Genomic DNA, 19,237 nt, shown 5'->3' with positions numbered 1-19,237 from the left:
ATAGCTTACACTTGCATCCCAATCCATAAAATATCATCTCGTTGTTTAGTGCCCTCCATATGTTTGAGTAGCGCTTGCTCTAGCAGTTGTTTTTGTTGGTCCAATGCCAACAAATGATGATCCCTGATAAATTGCTTCAATCGTTTTTCGCCAAACTTCTTACGCTTTTTATTATTTTGGTCTGCCAAACCATCTGACCCAAAATAAAGATAACTTCCTTGGGGCAGGATTACCTGATGGGTTTCAAAAGCATCTGTATTTATTTGTACTCCTCCAATAGACCTCCGGGTACCTTTGAGCTCGAGTAAGTCAGGGGTGCCTGCTGGTATATAAATCAACGATCGTTTTGCTCCTGCAAACTCTACATTTACCTGATTTTGGGTATAGTTATGTAACCTTACCAAGGCTACATCCATTCCACTATTGTTGCCGGTTTGCTCTTGATTCAAGCCTTGTCTTATTTCTTCGTGTAGATTAGTCAAAATTTCGGCAGGATCAAACACCTTGTTTACCTTGATAATGTTGTCTAACAATGTATTGGCCACCATACTCATAAAAGCCCCAGGCACCCCATGCCCAGTACAATCTACTGCAATTAAAAATAGCTTATTATCCACTGACTCCAGCCAATAAAAGTCTCCAGACACAATGTCACGTGGTTTATAAAGTATAAAGTGATGTTGAATAAAGGTTTGGATGTATTGTTCGGAAGGCAAGGTGGCTTGCTGTATATTTTTGGCTGCAGTAATGCTTTGGGTAATCAGCTTGTGGTTCATTTCCAATTGGTCGCGTTGGGCTGCTATTTCTTCCTGGCTTTGCAACAACTCCTCATTGCTGGTAACCAATTCTTCGTTGGCGTTTTGTAACCCCTGCGTTTTTTCTTTTACTTTTTGTTCCAATACTTCATTTTGCTTCGCTATTAGTTGCATATTTCGCTCTTGCATGGCTTCTTTTTCTTGCTTGAGCATATTGTATTGGTGCCCCAGCGCAAGACCAAAAATCAACACTTCAGACGATACACCTACATAAATAATATTTTGGGTAAACCAATTTACAGGCAAAAAACCATTGATCGTGAAAATAAACAGGCAAATAGATATAATAAAAAACACCCAGGCAAGAGTATATAACCGCGCATTTTGGTTGCCCTTGACCCACAGGTAAATCCCACAAAACAACAAGCTAAACACAAAAATGAGTATGATGACTTGGCTAAGCTCAAGCAGTACTGGTAATGAAACCAAATTGAAAAGGTTGAGCACCCCTAAAACTCCAAAACCCAGAAAGGTTAGAAACCATAACCAATAGTAAAACCTACGTGCAGTAGTGGCAAGCTTGAGGTAATAAGTTGCAAACAAAGTACCTGTAACAAAGCCGATATTGTCCCAAACAATGAAGTTGTGCCAAAGCCAGTCACTATAAAACAAAGGGTAGCCATTCTCAAATGGCGTAGTCACCAAGAACATGACCAACATCAAGGTGTAAATAAGGTACACCCGCTCTTTGATCGCATAAAACAAAAAACCATTATAAATAATCATGCCTAACAGAAGCCCTGTAAAAATAGCTAATGCATACAAATAAACATTGCTATGGCGTGCCAGTGCCTGAACCGTTCCTACCCTCAATATGCGGGTATGAGGCATTTTGCCCGACACTTTCAAGTAATAAGTTTTGGCTGTAGAGTCGTTTTTTTCTACCAACAACACACAATAATAATTAGATGGGTATTCATTGTTTTCCTGGGGGCGTAAAGCTCCCAGCAGTTTGGGTGCAGGGTACACCCTGGCAGCAGTAGGCGCATAGAAATCGGCGTACCAGGTATCAAAAGGGCTGCCTATTTCCAGCCAGAGGTCTTTTTTTGTTTGGTTTTCTAATGTAAACTTAAACCAAAAAACTGCATTAGTCGCAGGATGGGTAAAAACATCTTGTTTAATTTGTTGGAACTTTTTCTGGTGCTGGGGCTTTAAAATATCACGAAGGCTCAGCTTGCCCCCTTCATCTTTCAAAAAGTAGGTTTTTTCTCCTATCAATGACATCTTACCCTTGTCTTGAATAGCCATTACATGACGCGTAGCCTGCCCATAGCCAACCAGCGAAGTCATTAACAATAAAAAAAAGGCAAGACAATTTTTCACACAATAGTTCATACAAATACTACAATTCGTTGTTAGATAGCAATCCAAAATGGTTGAATTATTTATATCCTTTTTAGTCAATGCAGCCATCATATTTAATTACTCAAGTTACGCAGGTTTCTGAAGGTCACAGGTTTCTATTGTTGAATAGCTATATTGTTGCACAATGCGTAGCCCAACCATTGAGCAATAAAACCATATAACCATCAAAATAAGTAGGTCTGCGTAACTTCAGTTAATCATATAAATACCTTTTACCTGTCACAAAGTGGTTCAAGCAAACAAACACATACAAGCACCAAGTAGTTTATGACAATATAGTATTTTTACCTTGTTTTAAGTCAAAAACAGCCCAAATTTACTGCCATCATACGGGGAAACTGATAATATCAGGCATACATAAAAAATAAAATCTCTTGCCAAACAAACCCATGGTTGGTGTAAACACTTCTTCTCCCCCAGGCTGCAAAGTAAACCTGAACTGTTTTGGCATAAAAAAGCGACAAGTAAATGTTTATTACTTGTCGCTTGCAACTGATCACTTATGGCTTAAAAAACGCTATTTCTTTTTCTTAGCTGTAAAGACACCATTGGGTTGATGAAAAGTAACCTCAGTTGCGGTGCCTTTTTTCACCGTAAAAACCATTTGATACCCCTTCAGTCTTTTGTCTTTAAAATCAAAAGTATGCGGCTTTTTCAATGACACCAACTCCCAATCGGGTTGCCCCGGCAAACTCACCATCAGTTGATTGTTGCGGCTCCATACCTTTACTGTAGTCCCATTCAACGAATACTTTCCAGTGTACAAACTAAGCGCAGCTTTGCTTAAGTTTACCTGGGCTTTGTGGCGTTCAAACACAATGGGGGCAATGCCTGCCTGCAGCTGAGCAGACACCTTGTCTATCTTACCTTTAGCATTGCTGTTAAACACTACCTTTACCCCTTTAAAAGCACTGCTTGCCAATTCAAAAACATCATAGTGGTAGTGTTTCAATGGCACATCAAAAGAGTGATACTTAACCCTTAACTGCTTGTCCTTCAATACAACTACCATATCGCCATAAGCCGCCTGGCGAAACTTGCCAGTGTAGTGTTGGAGCTTACGCGAAGGTTTGGTGCCTTTGATTTGGTCAGTTTTTTTGTTTTTCTTCGCTTTTTTCAAAGAGGCTTTTCTTTTGGCTAACCTATCCAATCCTTTTTTGCTCCAGTCTACCTCTTCTAACCCCGCCAAACGATCCAACACTTTGTTGCGAATAATCCGGGTAATAGGAGTGCCATTTTTGTTGGTCAAAATCACTATTCCGGTTTTCTTGCGGGGCATTAATGCCACTATTGCCGAAAAACCATCAATATTTCCACCGTGGTCTATCAACAATTGCCCTCTATAGGTACTTATAAACCACCCCAAGCCATAGCTAACGTGCGACGAATATTTACTGGCATTGCCAGGCACCAGGCTGGCTGGGCTGTGCATTTGCTTAAGCATACCAGCCGACACTACCTCTTTGCCTTTGTACTTTCCTTTACCTAGCTGCATAATCAACCACTTCGCCATATCGTTGGTGTTAGAGTTGATCGAACCAGCGGGTCCAACTGCATCGATGTTACGGTAAGGCAATACCTTAAGCTTTTCTTTTTCTTCGTCATAACCCAGGGCTACATCACTTGCTCCTTTCATTTTCTCTATCGAAAAATTAGAACTGGTCATTCCCAAGGGCTTAAAAATACGACGCGCTACTGCTTTCTCCCAGGTACTTCCCGACACTTGCCCTACCAAATATCCCGCTGTCATAAACATCAGATTTTGATACTGCCAACCTTCCCGAAAACCCATGGTAGGCTCAAGGTGGTGTAGGTTTTGGTACATTTTCTCTCTTGAATAATCACTGCCATACCATACCAGGTCGTGGCGAGGTAACCCTGAGCGGTGACAAAGCAAGTCGCGGGGTGTCATATGTGCGGTTACGTAGTCGTCATACATTTTAAAATCGGGCAAGTAATCTTTTACGGGCTTATCTAGTTCAAGCTTGCCATCGTCTACCAGTTGACATACACTGGCAGCGGTAAAAGCTTTGCTACTTGAACCTATAGCAAACATAGTTTGGTTGGTCACGGGCAACTTTTTTTCTACATTGCGGTAGCCGTACCCTTTCTGATATACCACTTTGCCATTCTGCACCACTACCATTGCTACACCAGGTACTTTCCAATCTTTCATTGCCTTGCGAATGTACTGATCTACTCCTTTCAGTTTTTTTGCTACAGCTTTGTCTTGTTGGGCAAACGACGCAACACTCAGTAGGCACGAGGTTACAAATAATAATAGAAATCGGTTGGTTTTAATCATTGTTATTTTAGTTTATAAATTAAATTCATCCAGGGTTTGTTTAAAAAGGTTAGTTACGACTCCTTGTTTTTTATTACAAGTCTTGTGATAATTTTTTATCCCTTCCTAATTTTCATTCAATTGTGAATCTTTAGAAGGATTTACTACGTTTTTATCATTACTTGCTATATTTGATTACCATATAATCCGATTGATTACTATCTAAAAAGTGGAATATGTTAAGTGAAAAATTTTTCAGAATATTAAAAGCTAACGTAAACGACCTGATGGACAGGTTGGACAATGTAAACCTGGGCAAAGTGGGCAAAGACCTGGATACTTTTTTAGACAAGGTTTTCCCTGATCCCGAAGAGCGAAGAGAGTTTGAACGCAAGTACCAATCTCAGAAACAAAAAGAGGAAGACGAATGGCGTAAAAAATATAACTATTACCAACAAAAAGCTAAAAGTCAACAAAACACTTATAACGACTATTTCCGCAACCAATACCAAGGCTTTCAAAATAACTTCACGGCGGGGCTAGACGGCAAATACTACGACGCACTGGAGATAAAACCTGGGGCTTCATTTGACGAAATAAAGTCGGCTTATAAAAAGGTAATGAAAAAATACCATCCCGATAAATATCACAGTGACCCCGAAAAATATAAATACGCCCAACAAATTTCTCAGAAAATAAATGAGGCTTACGCTCATTTTAAGAAGAAGTTTGGAAAATCATAAGCAAGTCATATTTACCAAGTCTAAAACCGCCTCCGCTTTTAGACTGAAAATCACCTGCCTAATAGGTCAATAAGCTGTATAGTGATATTATAACTCATAAAAAAACCGAAAGCCCTTCCATTTTACAATGGTTAGTTTTCGGTTTTTTGTAAATGATACTGCCAAAACGCCTTGCAAACTTTAACCGTACAACTTACGCCTTTGGGTTAAAACTGAGGATCTTATTCTGACAACAGTTTCAGGTTATATCAGGTCTGGAAACCCTGCCTGGTCGTGTTATTTTTTACTAGAGTATTTCATCACTTTAGCGCTATAGCTACCATATACTGCCCGTTGAGCTGCCCCTTTCTTTTCAGTTGTTTTTTTTTGAGCAGCAGGCATTGCTTGGGTAAACGCAAAGAGCGCCAACAAAACGCTCAAAAAAGCCAGGTTTACTATTTGTTTGTTCATTGTGCTAAAAAGTGTCAATCAATTGTTGGAATAAAGGTATTTTTTATAGGTGCTAAGGTAGTACTTTTTACTACTGCCCTTTCATTCCAAACTTCGTTTAACAGTGCTTTAACACTGGTTTACAGTTTATTAACATTTACCTTGATCTGACAACCCATGTCAATCATAAAAAAATGGCTCCCTGTGATACAAGTCGCCATTTTGTGATTGATTTTAGAAAATATACTGTGGCGTGTAGTTTACCACTTATCGCTATTTTTAGTCTTCATTATGGGTAGAAACCCAGTTCCAACTAGAGCCTTTTTTATCAATATCTACTCCACCCACCTCCAAAACAAACTGACGGTATTTTTTATACTGGGTTTTGTTCAATTTTTTACCGTTGATGACAATTTCGCCTTTTTTCATTTTTAAAGTATAATTTCTGGTATCCGCAGGAATAATCTTGTCTTTTTTCATTTCCTCAATTACCTTCTTCAGCACATTTCGGTGCTGGCTGGCTACGCGTCTATGTTGTTCGGCAGTGCGTCTATGTTGCTCTGCCTGCCTACGCAGTTCGCGCCTATGTTCACGCCTATGTTTGCGTAGTTCACGCTTATGTTCGTTTAAACCCCGGTGGTGCCTGCGTTGCTCTGTTCTTCTTCTGCGTTGCTCTTCCCGGTTTTTCTCAAAATTACGCTTACCCGCAGCAATGTCTTTCTGATACTTGGGATAATCTTTTGGGGCAACAGTTTTTCCGTTCACCACCAATTTGGTTACCTCCCAATGATCGCCATAATGTATACTTACATCCTTCCCATTTTGATTCTGTCTAAACCACCTATTACTATTGCCGTGGTCTATATGCACGGAGGAAGGAGGTGTAGGGGGCGAAGGGGGGGTGGGCAGGTCATAATCATAGCTATAGTTAGGCTTCCTTTCGGTAGGGTCAACTGCTATAATAATAGGCGACTTCCCTTGCTCGCCAATGCGTATTTTTTGGTCATTGATAGCAAAATCCTTGGTGTACTTGTCATAGTCTTCAGGCTGTAGCTTTTTCCCGTTTTTATATACCACTACTTTTTTGCCTGGCAAAGTCACAATCATAAACTTACCAAAACGAATGGTATCATTCGTTGGCTTGGGAGTAGGCAGAGGCAGCTTGGCAACTGCCGCTTGTAGAGTTGTTGTACCTGTTACAGAATGGCTTTGTGTTGCTTGTACCTTGGCTATAGTAGGCTCGGTACGTACATAAAACGAAGCAAGCGATAGAAAACCTACCATAAGCAAAGCTGCCACAAAACCTTCAGAAAAAGTGGCATTGGTGCGTGGCGAATTAATAATTCGTTGGATACGCCCTACCAAGCCTCCTTTTTTTCCGGCGAAAGCCACTGCATTTTGAGGTGCCCCTATGCGCATCTCTTCCAGTGTAGCGAGGGTTTTGACCAGGGTAAGGCGGTCGTTGGTCAATTGCAAAGCAATATCGTCACAGCAATTTTCGCGTTCTTCGCGTACCCTTGCCGAAATCCACCACATAGCAGGGTTAAAAAACAATACAATCTCAAATACCGACTGTAGAATATTTACCAAATAATCGTTGCGGGTAATATGGGCAATTTCATGCGCCAAAATACTCTCTACCTGTTGGGCACTTAAACCACCGATAGTACCCAAGGGCAACAGTATCATGGGCTTGAGGTGTCCAATCACCATAGGAGTTTTTGCCATTCCCGACTCTAGCAGCCTTACCACTTTTTTAATTTTGAGGTTATCTGCAATTTCCAGTACTTTTACCTGCCAATCATTGCTTACTGCCTTGGTTTGATGGTGACGCAAACGCTGCAAATAGGCAAAGCCACCCAAAAAACGAAGCATCAACACCAGTACCCCCAGCAGCCATGCCGTTACGATCAAAGGCAAATGTTGATTAAAATAATTACTAAAGAAAGTCAGGTTTTTGCCTGAAGCAACCGACACTTGTTGCACCAAAGGTAACTGCGCCTGTACCATTTTGGCAGGGATTGCCTTATCAACTACCGGAGCACCCGCTTGGTAAAGGCTAACAAAGGTAATGGTTGCCACCAAAGCTAAAGTAAACAAGGCACTGGTTGCCACAAAATAACGCAAACGAGAAGAATTTTTGCGCAAAAGTATCAACGCCACCACCAGTACAATGGCCAGCACTGCTCCTTGCCACAAACTATGAATCAAAGTCCAGCCAAGTGCATCTATCAAACGGGCAGGAATAAGGTTTTGAATCCATTGAGTCATGAGGTCTCCCCTCCTTTCTCTAAGTCATCAATCATTTTTTTGATTTCTTCCAACTCTTTCTTACTGGTTTTTTTGTTGCCCAAAGCCTGCATGACCAGCTTTTTTGCCGAGCCACCAAAAGCAGTATCCATCAATCGGTTGACCAGTGTTTTTTGGGTATCTTCCTGGGTAATCACCGCATGGTATATATGGGTGCGAGTAGAGGTATCGCGGTCGGTCAATCCTTTTTCGGTCATCAACTGCAACATTTTGAGCGTGGTAGTATAACCGGTTTCGGTGTCACGTAACTTATTGAGTTCATCGTTTACAAAGCGCACCGTAGAGGGTCCATGTTGCCACAATACCTGAAGAATCTCTAGTTCTACGTCAGTGGGTTTTTTCATTGATAATTAATGGTTATATGGTAAATAATATTTATTAGGTAGCCACAAGTACAGTTACCCCTTCATACATCATAGGGAAGCCATACCTTTCGGCTTATGATGTTTTACTATCAATAAGCACTTACGAATGGTTTCGTATTACAAAGTACTACGAATTATTTCGTAATAGCAAGTTTTACGCGAATTAAATACGAAGGTTGTCGTATTATAAGGCTATTTTGCTTCATTCAATCATTCAAAAGCAAAAGACCGGACATAAAAAAACCACCTTGGATTGCTCCAAAGCAGCTATACTATTTGTTTAGGTAGTTTTTATCAATCGTCAAATTGCTCATTCCTACAACACACACCCTTCCCTGACCGAAGCTCTTCTGGAGTTCATCGGAGCGCTATAAAACAGGGGGCTTAATACAGCAGAAGCAAACAGGTTTCATCAGCAAAGAACAGGAACTCCTTTGATGAAATTTAGGCAATGGATGAACACCAAACCACAGCTCAAGTCCAAAATAAAGCTTTACAAAACCATTAAATACATAGAAAAGCGCTGGAAAAAGCTGATTCGTTATCATTGGCATGGAGAAGTGCAGATTGATCATAACCTGATAGAAAACGCCATCCGCCCCGCCACCTTAGGGTGGAAGAACTACCTCTCCCGATGCATCGGATTCAAGCATTTGCTGGCTCACAAAATGCAGCAAAACACACCACGCTATTCTATTCGTTGATAGGCTCTTGCAAAATGGCATGAATAATACCCACTGCTCACAAATGTGATCAAAAATATCAACAAGTGCTCAATCTAAAAACTACACCTTTGGTTGCCAACCAACTGGAAAACTCAACAAGCGTAAAAACAAGACCCTCGTTGGATAAGGGGATACCTAATACCTTCAAAACCGCATTGAAAACCGAGCTTTTCGCGAGCTCAACAAAGTTAATGCTTGTAGAAAAAAGGCACGCATTAAAATGCGCGCTAGTGGAGTGCCAACTTTATGCTCTTCTCATCGTCGCTGCGCAATAGTTGTAATATTTTTGTGCCTTGTGAGGTTATGTTATCCATTGTTTTGGTAAGTTTTGTTTGGGCAACTCGCTGTGTGAAAGTATTTTATCCTTTTTTGCTCAAGTTGGCATTCTTTTGAGCCCTTTCCCAAAAAAAGGCATTGGCAACAGACAGGTAGGCAGAGTAATCTTCTATGAATTGTTTGTATTCTTCTGCTTCTTGCCAGCTTTGTTGTCTGCCGAGGCAATCGTAAAGAAATATTGCTGCTGAGAGTCTATCTTCAAGATTAAAACTGTTATCGGTAACCTCTTTAAGTAAGGGGTATGCTTTATTTAACTCTCCTTTTTCAATAAATATGGCGCCCCTAAGTATGTTCATCCCTTCATCGTTTTGGTTCAATAGGAAAGCTTGACGGGCATGTTGCTCTGCAAGGGCTGATTCTCCCAAACCCAGGTAATTCCAGGCAAGTTCCATATGCCATAGGAATGCCTGGGTACCAAATGCCCCTACAGAGATCATTCTCTCCAGACTTTCGTACATTTTGATAGACTTTTCGAACTTGGCTTCTCTTAAAAAAATAGTACCCAGGTTAAATCTGGAGTTGAACTTTCTGGTTTCGTCTTCATCATTTACCAGTTTTTTGTACAAACGAATGGCTTTAGGGTAGTTTTTCCTTTTGAAATAGTCGTGGGCATCGCGGTAATAAATTTCATTGAAATCGTCTGCAAGATTTTCTATGGGGGTTTTCCAAAGGTTAAATAGGGTTACTTGGTCGCTAGGGAAACCATCTTCGCCATAGTTTGGTCTGACTGGGGCAATGAAATCCCCCAGATAAATATAAGCACTGGCAAGAGCAAAGGTTTTCCATACCCACCAGGCAAGGGTGGCACTAGTCATGGAAGGGCTTATGGTGTAGTAGATGATTCGTTCTGATACAACGACAAGCAAAGCATTGAGCAAAAAGCCCCCAGAGAGGTACATGGCGTACCTGAACTTGAGGAAGGGTTTGTGCGCAAAAAAGGCTTTAGAAGCAGAGACTGTTAACTTTGTATTGATCCCTACCTTAGCCCCCAGCCACTCATACTCTCCCAAACCTTTTCCTCTTCCCAGAATAACATGGTGGGGCATACCTCCAAAAATTCGGGCAAATAGCATTTTACCTGTTTCTCTGATTGCGAGCGCCCAACGGATAAAGACAAACCACAACAAAAAGGAAATGATTATGCTAGTAATGAAGAGAACATTCTCGCTTCCATTGCCTTTCCACCTTGGCAGAAGCATAAGGAATATGCCTGCTATTGTTACAGGAGGAAAGAAGGTTAAAAATACTTTTAGCGGATATTTTTTCATTGGTTGAGTTTTCGTTTTTCTTATAACTTGTAAACAATTTGCTAAAAAAATAAATCATAGGCAATGGATTTATTAAGCTTTTTTGGGGTAGGAAGATTGACAACCTATTCTCTATCTAAGTTTTGGGGATGCAGCTATTTTGCTTACCTTAGGATAAAAACTATGGGTTTATCTAGCAAGAGTTATACAAAGGAAGAACTTGATTATGTTCAGGGGTTTTGGAAGAAACCTGAAGATGGTTTTTACATTGTAGAGCATGAGCAAAATACCCGAAAAGCTTTTGAGATACTCTCCTAGAAAGGGCTGCCACAAGAACTAAGGGAAATTGCCATTAGGGTGTTTCCCATGTATTGTTTAGAATATGAGTTGGTGGAGTTTGAGAACTATTGGGAGGAAGTAACAGAGATTCGCTGCTATTTTGGCTATGTAAGTGTCATGCCTAAAAACATTGGTAAACTCAAAAAGCTTGAGGGTTTGTTCCTGGGCAGAAACCAAATAAAGGAGGTTGCTCCACAAATAGCTGAAATAAAAAGCCTAAAATCTCTAGATGTATTTCAGTTATTTACCCTACACTGCCTAGAGCATGACCTCAAGGAGTACAGGAATGTTTGGAAAGATTTAAAAACCATCAAGCTTGACTTTACTTCTTTGAAAAAAATCCCTCCCCAGATTGAACAATTACAAAATCTGGAAACCTTTGATGTCAATAATAACCTGATACCTGAATTGCCGCCCGAAATAGGGGCACTCAAGCAACTTCAACGCATCAATATTGCAGGTAACAAACTTACCACATTGCCCAAAGAGATAGGGCAATTGACTCACTTGACAGAGTTAAATTTATCATGGAACTTCATCAGCTCATTTCCAGAGGAGTTTAAAAATTTAACAAGTTTGACATACCTTTCTATGAATGAAATGTATTTAAAACATTTTCCGCCTATAATTACCCACTTGGTGAACCTAAAAAAATTATACCTTTTGGATAATCAGATACAAGAATTGCCTTACAATATAAAAGAATTATATAACCTCGAAGAGCTTATGATATCTTATAATGAACTTGTATTGATATCAGATGAGATTAAATACTTGAAAAAACTAAAAATGATTGATATCAGTAATAACCCTAACGAAAAGCAGTTGAAACAAAAAATAAAGAGGCTTTTGCCCAATGTATATGTATAATCTCAAGTATATACCTAATTGTTTGCTTATAGCTTATTGATGACCCCTTTTTGATACTTATGAAAACCGATAGCCAAAAAATAAAACAATTGCTGGTACCCGAAAACGAGGTATACGATGAGAAACACCAACAAAATGTGGCGCTTGCTTTCCAGCTCATGAAAGGAACAGGAGTACCTGATGACCTACAAGAGCGTGTATTTCAGCTATTTACCTTGCATTGCTTAGAGCATGACCTCAAGGAGTACAGGAATGTTTGGAAAGATTTAAAAAGCATCAAGCTTAACTTTACTTCTTTGAAAAAGATCCCTCCTCAGATTGAACAATTGCAAAACTTGGAAAGTCTTTATGTGAATAATAACCCGATTCCTGAATTGCCCCCTGAAATAGGGGCACTCAAAAAACTTCAACAAATGAGCGTTGCAGATAATAAACTTATCTCGTTGCCCAAAGAGATAGGGCAATTGACTCACTTGACAGAGCTAGATTTGTCAGGAAATTTCATCAGCTCATTTCCAGAGGAGTTTAAAAATTTAACAAAATTGAAGTATCTCTCTATGAATCAAATGTCATTAAAACGTATTCCTCTTGTCGTTACCTACTTCACAAATTTAAAACAGTTAAGCTTTATGCGTAACCAAATAAGGCAGTTGCCCTCAGACATCAAAAAGCTTCAGAACCTTGAAGAGCTTATGATATCTAGTAATGATCTTACCTTCATTCCAGATGACATCAAACACTTAAAAAAACTCAAAATATTTGATGCGAGAAAAAACCCTAATGAAAAGCAGTTGAAACAAAAAATAAAGAAACTTTTGCCCAATGTGTATATATAGCCAAATTGCTTCAAGTGTATACTTGGTCGTTATAACTTATTGATGGCGTCAATTACCTTTTCTACCCAATCCCAGGTAGTTTCTCGCATCAAAAAGTTGATCCATTCGGCTTTTTTAGAGTACATATAAAATGCCGCCGTGGTGGGCACGGTCAACCCATAGACAAAAGCGCCTACCTTGCCTTTGACGGTTCTCACCACAAATGATTTGTTCCACCAGACATTTTCACGTTCTTGCACCAAAGCGCTTACAGGGTGTTCTTTCTCAGCAGGCGAGAGTTCGTCGTAGGTAAGGGTGTTCAACAAGATAATCTCGCTGTAGGTATCTATGGGGTCGTTTGGACGGCGTATGTATAACCCGGTGAGTTTTTTGGAATCATTTGTTAGGTATTTGTCTACATAGATTCGTTTGATGTAACCTTGGCGGTTGAACTTGACATGGGTACCATCGGGGTTGATGCCGTACACCTCCCAACCCTTGGCAATGCGGTACAAAGGGTAAGGGTCACCGGGTACCTCTACCTTGACAATGATTTGGTTGAGGCGGGCTTTTTTCCTGAATTCCACAATTTTTCTTTTCCAGCTTTCATACTCTTTTACCGAAGTAATTTTGTTGGATTGAAACGCCCCCACATTGTGGGCAATTTCTTCGGTAGTAGTAGAGTTTAAGCCCAAATCTTGACAAATAAGCTTAACCTTGGTCACATCAGTAATTTTCATTTGTACCAACCCTGCCACGAACACAATGCTGTGGTTGAACTGGGGGTATTTGGTACTGGCATCTCTAGTATAACTCCTAAATTTATCTCTTAGCCCAGTTTGTAATTCTCTGCTTTCATAGCGTACCAATCTTTCGGTTAGGTAGGTTTTTAGCAGAGTGCGTAGGGCTATCACCGTTTCTTCAGTCAACTTATTCCCTTTTTTAAAGGGGTTGTTTTCTTTAGGTATATTGGGGTGTTCGTCATAGTATATTTTCTGAAGCGCAAGCGCCTGTTCTTTGAATACGCTATTGGCTTGGATGGCTTTTTCTATGCCTATTTCTGGGTTGTATTTTTTTATATAAGCATTGGCAAGGTAGCCTTGGTTTTGTACCGATGATTGGAACTCGTTTAAAAAAGTGTCTCCTTCTAAGATACATTTAATTGGAAAAGCCTTTACTAGACATGTTGAAGGAGTCAATAACTCCATTCGGGCTTTTCTTAGAAGATCATTCCAAAAAACTTGAGTATCCCAAAACAGCTTTCAAGTTATTACTACAAAAACCAAGGTTTACTCATCATACATTGAATAGAACAACCCATATCTGATTATTTTAAAAAAATGATTCCCAGCTTTATGGCATTATCATAACTCTATAATATTTTTCATTTCTCTCAAAATCATGGCCTTGATTTCATCATCTGTGTGTCCTCTTATATAGTCAATGCACTTCTCAACAATTCTATCATTTTTATTATTAGCTTCCTCTGCAATGCTTTGGTATGATTTCTTTTCTATGTTCCTTTTATTGATAACTTTTACCAAATATGATAGCCCTCCACAAGCATCTGATCCGCTAATAACATCAATAAAGGGACTACCGTATTTTATACAAATATCCGCTGACTCAACCAGATAACAAGTTAAACCTTCTGGTATTTCCATCCCACTGGATTGAATAATCTCAAAAGCAATCAACTTATTTGCTTCATCTTCGCTTGATAACAGTTTTTTTAGCTTATCAAAGTTGATTTTCTGTATCATATTGTTTTGGTTGCTTTATGCTCATATTCCCTTGTTTATAATAAAGTTATGTTCCAATTTCACCTTTGGCTCAGTATCATAACTCTATGATATTTTTTATTTCCCTCAAAATCATGGCTTTAATTTCGTCTTCTGTATGCCCTCTTATATGGTCTGCACATTTATCAATCAAGGCATCATTATGTTCTATAGCTTGGGCAATAAGTTTTTTTGGATGATGACTTTGAAGGTTTTTGTCATTTACTTGATGGATAAGTATTTGCAAACCTTGAAATGCATATATGGCATGAATTAAATCAATAAAAGGTTTACCATATATAATAGTCAAATCTGAGTAGTCAATAAAGTACTCAATCCACTCATCTTGTATTTCTAATTGATTATCTTGGATCAATTCAAATGCCTTTCTATGGTTAGATTTACTGTCACTTGTAAACAAACGTTTTATTTTTTTTTGCTTATGTTTTTTATAGAACATTGTCAGTTATTTTTAAAAAATGATTCCCATTGTTTGTAATTTTGAATTCTGCCAACTTTAACTCCCATTCTGGTTTCATAGGATTTTAAATGAAAAGTTTTGAAATCTTTTACGGGTATAAAATTACCTAACACCCCATAATGAATGTCAATATACATAGCTCCATATATTTGATTTAACGGAATATGAAACTTAAAAGCAACCTCTCGTTGTTTAGGCAACCACTTTAATGTTTTACCTTGTGAATTTGTACGGGTAGGAGGACCTTGTTCACCATACTTATTTATAAAAGTACTATTAACATCAATGCCCTGCCCATCATTTTTGATAAAGTAGATAAATCCTTCTATACTACCTTGAGGCTGAGTTGTTGCAAATAACCTAGACGTGATTGTTTTATCATAGAACGGATGATTCTTTGATGTTCCTATAAATGCAGCGTCTTTAGGCATTTGTATAGCATAGCTTTCTAAATCAATATTTTGACCTCTAGAATGAAACCCATTTGCATCAAAGATTTGTTTGGGGTTTCTACTATCACCTCTGAATAATATTGCATTTTCACCAAAAGGTAAAGACATTAGGAAAAGCCTCGCAGAGAAAGTTACACGATCAGCCCCATATTTAACTTTTTTACCCTCCAAAACCAATACATATGGCAGATCAGAATTATTAAGTTTCATCTTTTTCAACAAACCTATAACCTCTTCATAACTAAAACCCATCAACCAAAGCTTGTAGGCAAAAAACTTTAGATTTTGGTTTGCATTAGATTTTATATCATCTTTTAATGGATTAGTTGCATCTGCTTTTTTCTTCTTTAGGGAAAAGATTTTTCTTTTAGGTTTGGTAAATTTTTCAAAGTCATATAAAGTTAAAAAGGCTTTGAATACCTTCAAGGCACATTTTTCAGAAATGTCCTTATCTTTTTTCATGCACTCACACTCCTCCTTTAATTCATCATTTGCTTTCCTCATCAACCTTTCAGCCTCTGGGGTTAACTTTAACTTATCTCTGTCAAAATCTCCATTCCAAGATTTTCGAGGTACGACATCTTGCTTAATGTAATGGTCTATTACACGAGCTGACACAGCATATATTAACTTTGCTTCCTCTTCTTCTAAACACTCATTATTATGCACCAACACCCCCACATTCCCCACATAATAGTTATGGTACTTGGCTACGGTAAAGTTATACACTGTAGCTACAGTGTCTTTGACTACAATGTTATTGATCAATACCTGAGCGGAGCGGGGCAAATGACGGGTTTTACGGGCAAGGAGCTGACGGTGGTTGAGTAGAGTCAGTTGGTCCCCTTTTTTGAGGCTGCCTGCGGGTATCCATCTTCCATTGACATAAAAAGGATGTTCAGGCGTTACCCACAAGGTATCGGCAACGGTGTATACCCCAATCAGGGTAGAGGATTGTTTGATGATGGTGTGGGTGACTCTGCCTAGTACTTCTTGCTGGGTGGTGGCATCAAAAGCTCTTACCGTGTCTTCGGGGAGTACGTCTTCAATGTTTTTCTGGCGATAATCGTACTATAAAATAAACTGTTTTGGTGAAATAGACCTGGATAATACAGGATTACTCAAGTATTAAATCAAAGGTAAGTTTTTGGATGCAAAACCATTGCTCAAGATTTTGATCGGGGAGTATGACAAAATTAATAGGTGCTTTAGTAATCATTTCAAGTTCAAAATATGTTAATGAATTTGCTACTGCTTTACTTAATGTCCTCTTTGCTAATCTTAAATCCATTCCTTGATTATTTTGAGCTTCAATAAAGGCATTTATATGCATTAATGCCTCAACTTTTGATTGTATGCCATCCCACAAAAGTGGCTCTTTGACCAAAATAAGGTACTGCAGACTTGCTTCATCTTGGTCAAATAAAAACTCAATTGATTCTGACAAATAACTTTGTAAAAAACGAAACAACCAAAACGAAAAAGTAATACTTGCATCTACAGACTTCATTTTTTGAGCTCTGGATTTAAATGATGTTTTTTGACGTTTTGTTTCTACTATTTCTACAACAGTTTTGTTAATAGTAGATATTGTCTCTTCTGAAATGACCCCTACATTTTTAAACAGTACGTTATTTGATAAATAACTGTATCCCATTTCTTCTTCAACTATTTGTTGAAGCATAGGAAGAACATTTTGTGTTTCTAATAATAATAATCCCAAGCTACGATTGCTTATTGTATTGCTCCTTAGCAACCTAAGGATATGTTTTGCTTCTTTGTAGTCAATCATATAAGTATACGCTAATCTAAATAATGTACTTCTTTAATTTAGTCCTAACCTGTAGCAATGAAAGTCATTATTTTATATTTAGTAGTAAAATTTTACCTCAACGACTTTATACATACCACTACTCACATCCTTCTTGGTATCCTTAATCTTAGCCTTATTGTAGCCCTTTGATTCAGCTTTTTTTCCAGTAAAAGTAGATAGTGCTGCGTCTTCCAATTGTTTTGGGGTAGGTGATTTAATGCCTTTTAAATATTTATTAAACTGTTCAAGGTTAGTTCCACTAACCCAAGTGCCCAAGATAGATTTGACATTCTTTTTACCTCCAAAAGCCTCAAATATTTTATCAAATACAACCCCTCCACTTCCATAATCTAAAAAACAATTACCATTACTTTTCTTGACATTAATTACAAGGTATAACTCTCCATTATCTAATTCCCCACTATTCGGTGGGAGACCTACAAAGAGTTTAGAAAAGGGTGAAGATAAGTCAGATGAAATTGTTACTTCACTTCCTGTTTTAGTCGCTGTAAATTGATTGTTTGGGTTTAGTTTAAAAATTCTAACAAATTTTAATTCTAAAAATTTGGTATCATAATCTACTATTATGTATTTAAAATCATCATCTAAATTTTTCTTCTTTAGCCATTTACCAACAGTCGATTCTTTTGCAGTTTTTCGTAAATATTGATCCTCTGGTTGTTTGATTCCTCCAATTTTTTTCTGAAAATAGATATAATCATCTTTTGTATCAGTTACTTTGTCATAGCTGTCATATTCTATTTCTACGCCATATATTTTGTCTTTTGTATATTTTTTTAACATTTCCTCATAGATAGTATCCATTACTTTTTCTCTGGCAACACCTTTCTGATTTCGTGTATCTGTTTCTATCTTTAATAATTGATTAAATGTATATTCGCCTTTTCCCAAAATAGCTCCTGTTTTGGCTAAAGTTACTGTCACAACATTGTCATTTTGAGTTATACACAAATCATTATTATGCACCAACACCCCCACATTCCCCACATAATAATTATGGTGCTTGGCTACAGTAAAGTTATACACTGTAGCCACCGTGTCTTTTACAACAATGCTATCGATCAATACCTGAGCAGAGCGGGGCAAATGACGGGTTTTACGGGCGAGGAGCTGGCTTTGATTAAGTAGGGTTAATTTATAGCCTTTTTTGAGGCTACCTGCGGGCATCCACTTTCCATTGACATAAAAGGGATGCTCAGGGGTGACCCACAAGGTATCGGCAACGGTGTATACCCCAATCAGGGTAGAGGATTGTTTGATGATCGTGTGGGTGACTCTGCCCAGCACTTCTTGCTGGGTAGTGGCATCAAAAGCCCTTACCGTGTCTTCAGGGAGTACGTCTTCGATGTTTTTCTGGCGGTAGTCATGCAGCCATACTTTGGTGCCTGCCACAAAGCAAGCGGTTTTAGCAAAGCGTACGTTGTTGTTGCGCACCAGGGTATACTTGTATTCCTGGGGCTTGCCTGCTAATTTGAGGTTTGCCGCCCAATTGCCCACCAGGGTTTTTTGTCCCGCCTTGTCTATCTCAGTTTGGGGTTTTTCTTTTAGAGCTTTGAAATCACTCATCTTAACGCCCGCTGCTGCCTCTGCTACAATTACGCTTACTGATCTTTTGGTAGGGCTGGCTTTGCCTTCTGAGGCTTTGTTTGCTACTACTGCCTTAAACAAAGCTGTCAGCCACTTTTGTTTGGCCACTTTGTTTTGCTCAGGCGATTGGATGGAGACAATCTTGAGGGCTTGTTTGTCTTCCTGGGCTTTGACGGTTACATATACTGCCTCAATGATGGGCTTCTTTTTTTGCGCTTGGTCGGCTTTGCTGGCATATAGTTTCCAGGTTTGTTTGTTGCCTGTACCTGCCTTGGTAATGAAGGCTTCGGGTGCCTTCACAAACTTCACCCCGCCTTTGATCTTTACTGCCTCATAGCCTTTGCTCTTTGCCCAAGTCCGGATGGCGGTTTTATAGGGAGGGGAGTCTGGACACTTAAGTTTAAAAGTTTTAGCCCTAATAATTTTTACATGTCATTTTTTCTGTTATATTTCTTAGAA

17 protein-coding genes and 1 pseudogene are annotated in these 19,237 nt (G+C 38.8%); 6 read left to right on the top strand and 12 right to left on the bottom strand.

Annotation, left to right across the window (positions count from 1 at the left end):
• Positions 1-5: 5 nt before the first annotated feature.
• Positions 6-2,105 (bottom strand): 7TM diverse intracellular signaling domain-containing protein, encoded by a 2,100-nt coding sequence (locus tag M23134_RS20170; protein ID WP_045113962.1) that lies wholly within the window; start codon positions 2,103-2,105, stop codon positions 6-8.
• Between the two features lie 592 nt (positions 2,106-2,697).
• The gene (locus M23134_RS20165; protein ID WP_002699257.1) at positions 2,698-4,485 is read right to left on the bottom strand and encodes a serine hydrolase; all 1,788 of its coding nucleotides are present in this window, start codon (positions 4,483-4,485) and stop codon (positions 2,698-2,700) included.
• A gap of 215 nt (positions 4,486-4,700) precedes the next feature.
• Here M23134_RS20165 and M23134_RS20160 point away from each other — a divergent pair, with 215 nt between their 5' ends.
• The gene (locus M23134_RS20160; RefSeq protein WP_002699256.1) at positions 4,701-5,207 is read left to right on the top strand and encodes a J domain-containing protein; all 507 of its coding nucleotides are present in this window, start codon (positions 4,701-4,703) and stop codon (positions 5,205-5,207) included.
• A gap of 276 nt (positions 5,208-5,483) precedes the next feature.
• Here M23134_RS20160 and M23134_RS41270 read toward each other — a convergent pair whose 3' ends face one another.
• The 3 genes from M23134_RS41270 to M23134_RS20150 all read right to left on the bottom strand — a co-directional run bounded on the left by M23134_RS41270 (position 5,484) and on the right by M23134_RS20150 (position 8,290).
• A complete protein-coding gene (locus M23134_RS41270; RefSeq protein ID WP_002699254.1) occupies positions 5,484-5,657 on the bottom strand; it encodes a hypothetical protein in 174 nt (57 codons plus the stop codon).
• A gap of 258 nt (positions 5,658-5,915) precedes the next feature.
• On the bottom strand, positions 5,916-7,907 hold the full coding sequence (locus M23134_RS38545) for a M56 family metallopeptidase (RefSeq protein WP_002699251.1): 1,992 nt from the start codon (positions 7,905-7,907) through the stop codon (positions 5,916-5,918).
• Positions 7,904-8,290, bottom strand: a complete 387-nt coding sequence (locus M23134_RS20150) for a BlaI/MecI/CopY family transcriptional regulator (protein WP_002699250.1) — start codon at positions 8,288-8,290, stop codon at positions 7,904-7,906. Before M23134_RS20150 ends, M23134_RS38545 begins: the two co-directional genes overlap by 4 nt.
• Before the next feature lie 425 nt (positions 8,291-8,715).
• On the opposite strand from M23134_RS20150, the pseudogene M23134_RS20145 reads away from it, so the two are divergent.
• Positions 8,716-9,015, top strand: a pseudogene (locus tag M23134_RS20145) (IS66 family transposase); the annotation flags it as partial.
• A gap of 380 nt (positions 9,016-9,395) precedes the next feature.
• Here the strand turns inward: M23134_RS20145 and M23134_RS20135 are convergent.
• Positions 9,396-10,640 (bottom strand): tetratricopeptide repeat protein, encoded by a 1,245-nt coding sequence (locus tag M23134_RS20135; protein WP_157558562.1) that lies wholly within the window; start codon positions 10,638-10,640, stop codon positions 9,396-9,398.
• Between the two features lie 63 nt (positions 10,641-10,703).
• Here M23134_RS20135 and M23134_RS20130 point away from each other — a divergent pair, with 63 nt between their 5' ends.
• From M23134_RS20130 to M23134_RS20120, 3 genes are read left to right on the top strand one after another with little or no spacing between them, the layout of a single operon-like run.
• Positions 10,704-10,937, top strand: a complete 234-nt coding sequence (locus M23134_RS20130) for a hypothetical protein (RefSeq protein WP_045113960.1) — start codon at positions 10,704-10,706, stop codon at positions 10,935-10,937.
• 48 nt (positions 10,938-10,985) lie between these two features.
• Positions 10,986-11,828, top strand: coding sequence for a leucine-rich repeat domain-containing protein (locus M23134_RS38540; protein WP_002699245.1), 843 nt, complete (start codon positions 10,986-10,988; stop codon positions 11,826-11,828).
• A gap of 59 nt (positions 11,829-11,887) precedes the next feature.
• Positions 11,888-12,664: a leucine-rich repeat domain-containing protein gene (locus tag M23134_RS20120; protein ID WP_002699244.1), complete on the top strand. Its 777-nt coding sequence runs from the start codon at positions 11,888-11,890 to the stop codon at positions 12,662-12,664.
• A 29-nt stretch (positions 12,665-12,693) separates the two neighbouring features.
• Here the strand turns inward: M23134_RS20120 and M23134_RS20115 are convergent, their stop codons facing one another.
• Entirely contained in the window at positions 12,694-13,572 is an 879-nt protein-coding gene (locus tag M23134_RS20115) for a hypothetical protein (protein WP_075164052.1), read from the bottom strand.
• Between the two features lie 232 nt (positions 13,573-13,804).
• Between M23134_RS20115 and M23134_RS42765 the strand changes: the two genes are divergently transcribed.
• A complete protein-coding gene (locus M23134_RS42765) occupies positions 13,805-13,888 on the top strand; it encodes a hypothetical protein (RefSeq protein WP_394330665.1) in 84 nt (27 codons plus the stop codon).
• Between the two features lie 119 nt (positions 13,889-14,007).
• Here M23134_RS42765 and M23134_RS20110 read toward each other — a convergent pair whose 3' ends face one another.
• From M23134_RS20110 to M23134_RS20090, 5 genes are all read right to left on the bottom strand, one after another.
• Positions 14,008-14,406 carry a hypothetical protein gene (locus M23134_RS20110; protein ID WP_002699241.1) on the bottom strand — a complete coding sequence of 133 codons (399 nt, stop codon included), beginning with the start codon at positions 14,404-14,406 and terminating at the stop codon, positions 14,008-14,010.
• A gap of 76 nt (positions 14,407-14,482) precedes the next feature.
• On the bottom strand, positions 14,483-14,884 hold the full coding sequence (locus M23134_RS20105; RefSeq protein ID WP_002699240.1) for a hypothetical protein: 402 nt from the start codon (positions 14,882-14,884) through the stop codon (positions 14,483-14,485).
• 2 nt (positions 14,885-14,886) lie between these two features.
• A complete protein-coding gene (locus tag M23134_RS20100) occupies positions 14,887-16,407 on the bottom strand; it encodes a polymorphic toxin-type HINT domain-containing protein (RefSeq protein ID WP_082226614.1) in 1,521 nt (506 codons plus the stop codon).
• A gap of 67 nt (positions 16,408-16,474) precedes the next feature.
• Positions 16,475-17,149 (bottom strand): hypothetical protein, encoded by a 675-nt coding sequence (locus M23134_RS20095; protein ID WP_002699236.1) that lies wholly within the window; start codon positions 17,147-17,149, stop codon positions 16,475-16,477.
• 78 nt (positions 17,150-17,227) lie between these two features.
• On the bottom strand, positions 17,228-19,087 hold the full coding sequence (locus M23134_RS20090) for an intein splicing domain-containing protein (RefSeq protein ID WP_002699234.1): 1,860 nt from the start codon (positions 19,085-19,087) through the stop codon (positions 17,228-17,230).
• Positions 19,088-19,237 lie beyond the last annotated feature (150 nt).

Origin of the sequence: Microscilla marina ATCC 23134 (genome assembly GCF_000169175.1) — a bacterium.
Classification (GTDB): Bacteria; Bacteroidota; Bacteroidia; order Cytophagales; family Microscillaceae; genus Microscilla; species Microscilla marina.
Note: the sequence above shows the minus strand (reverse complement) of the source record. Positions and strands in the feature narration are given on the sequence as shown.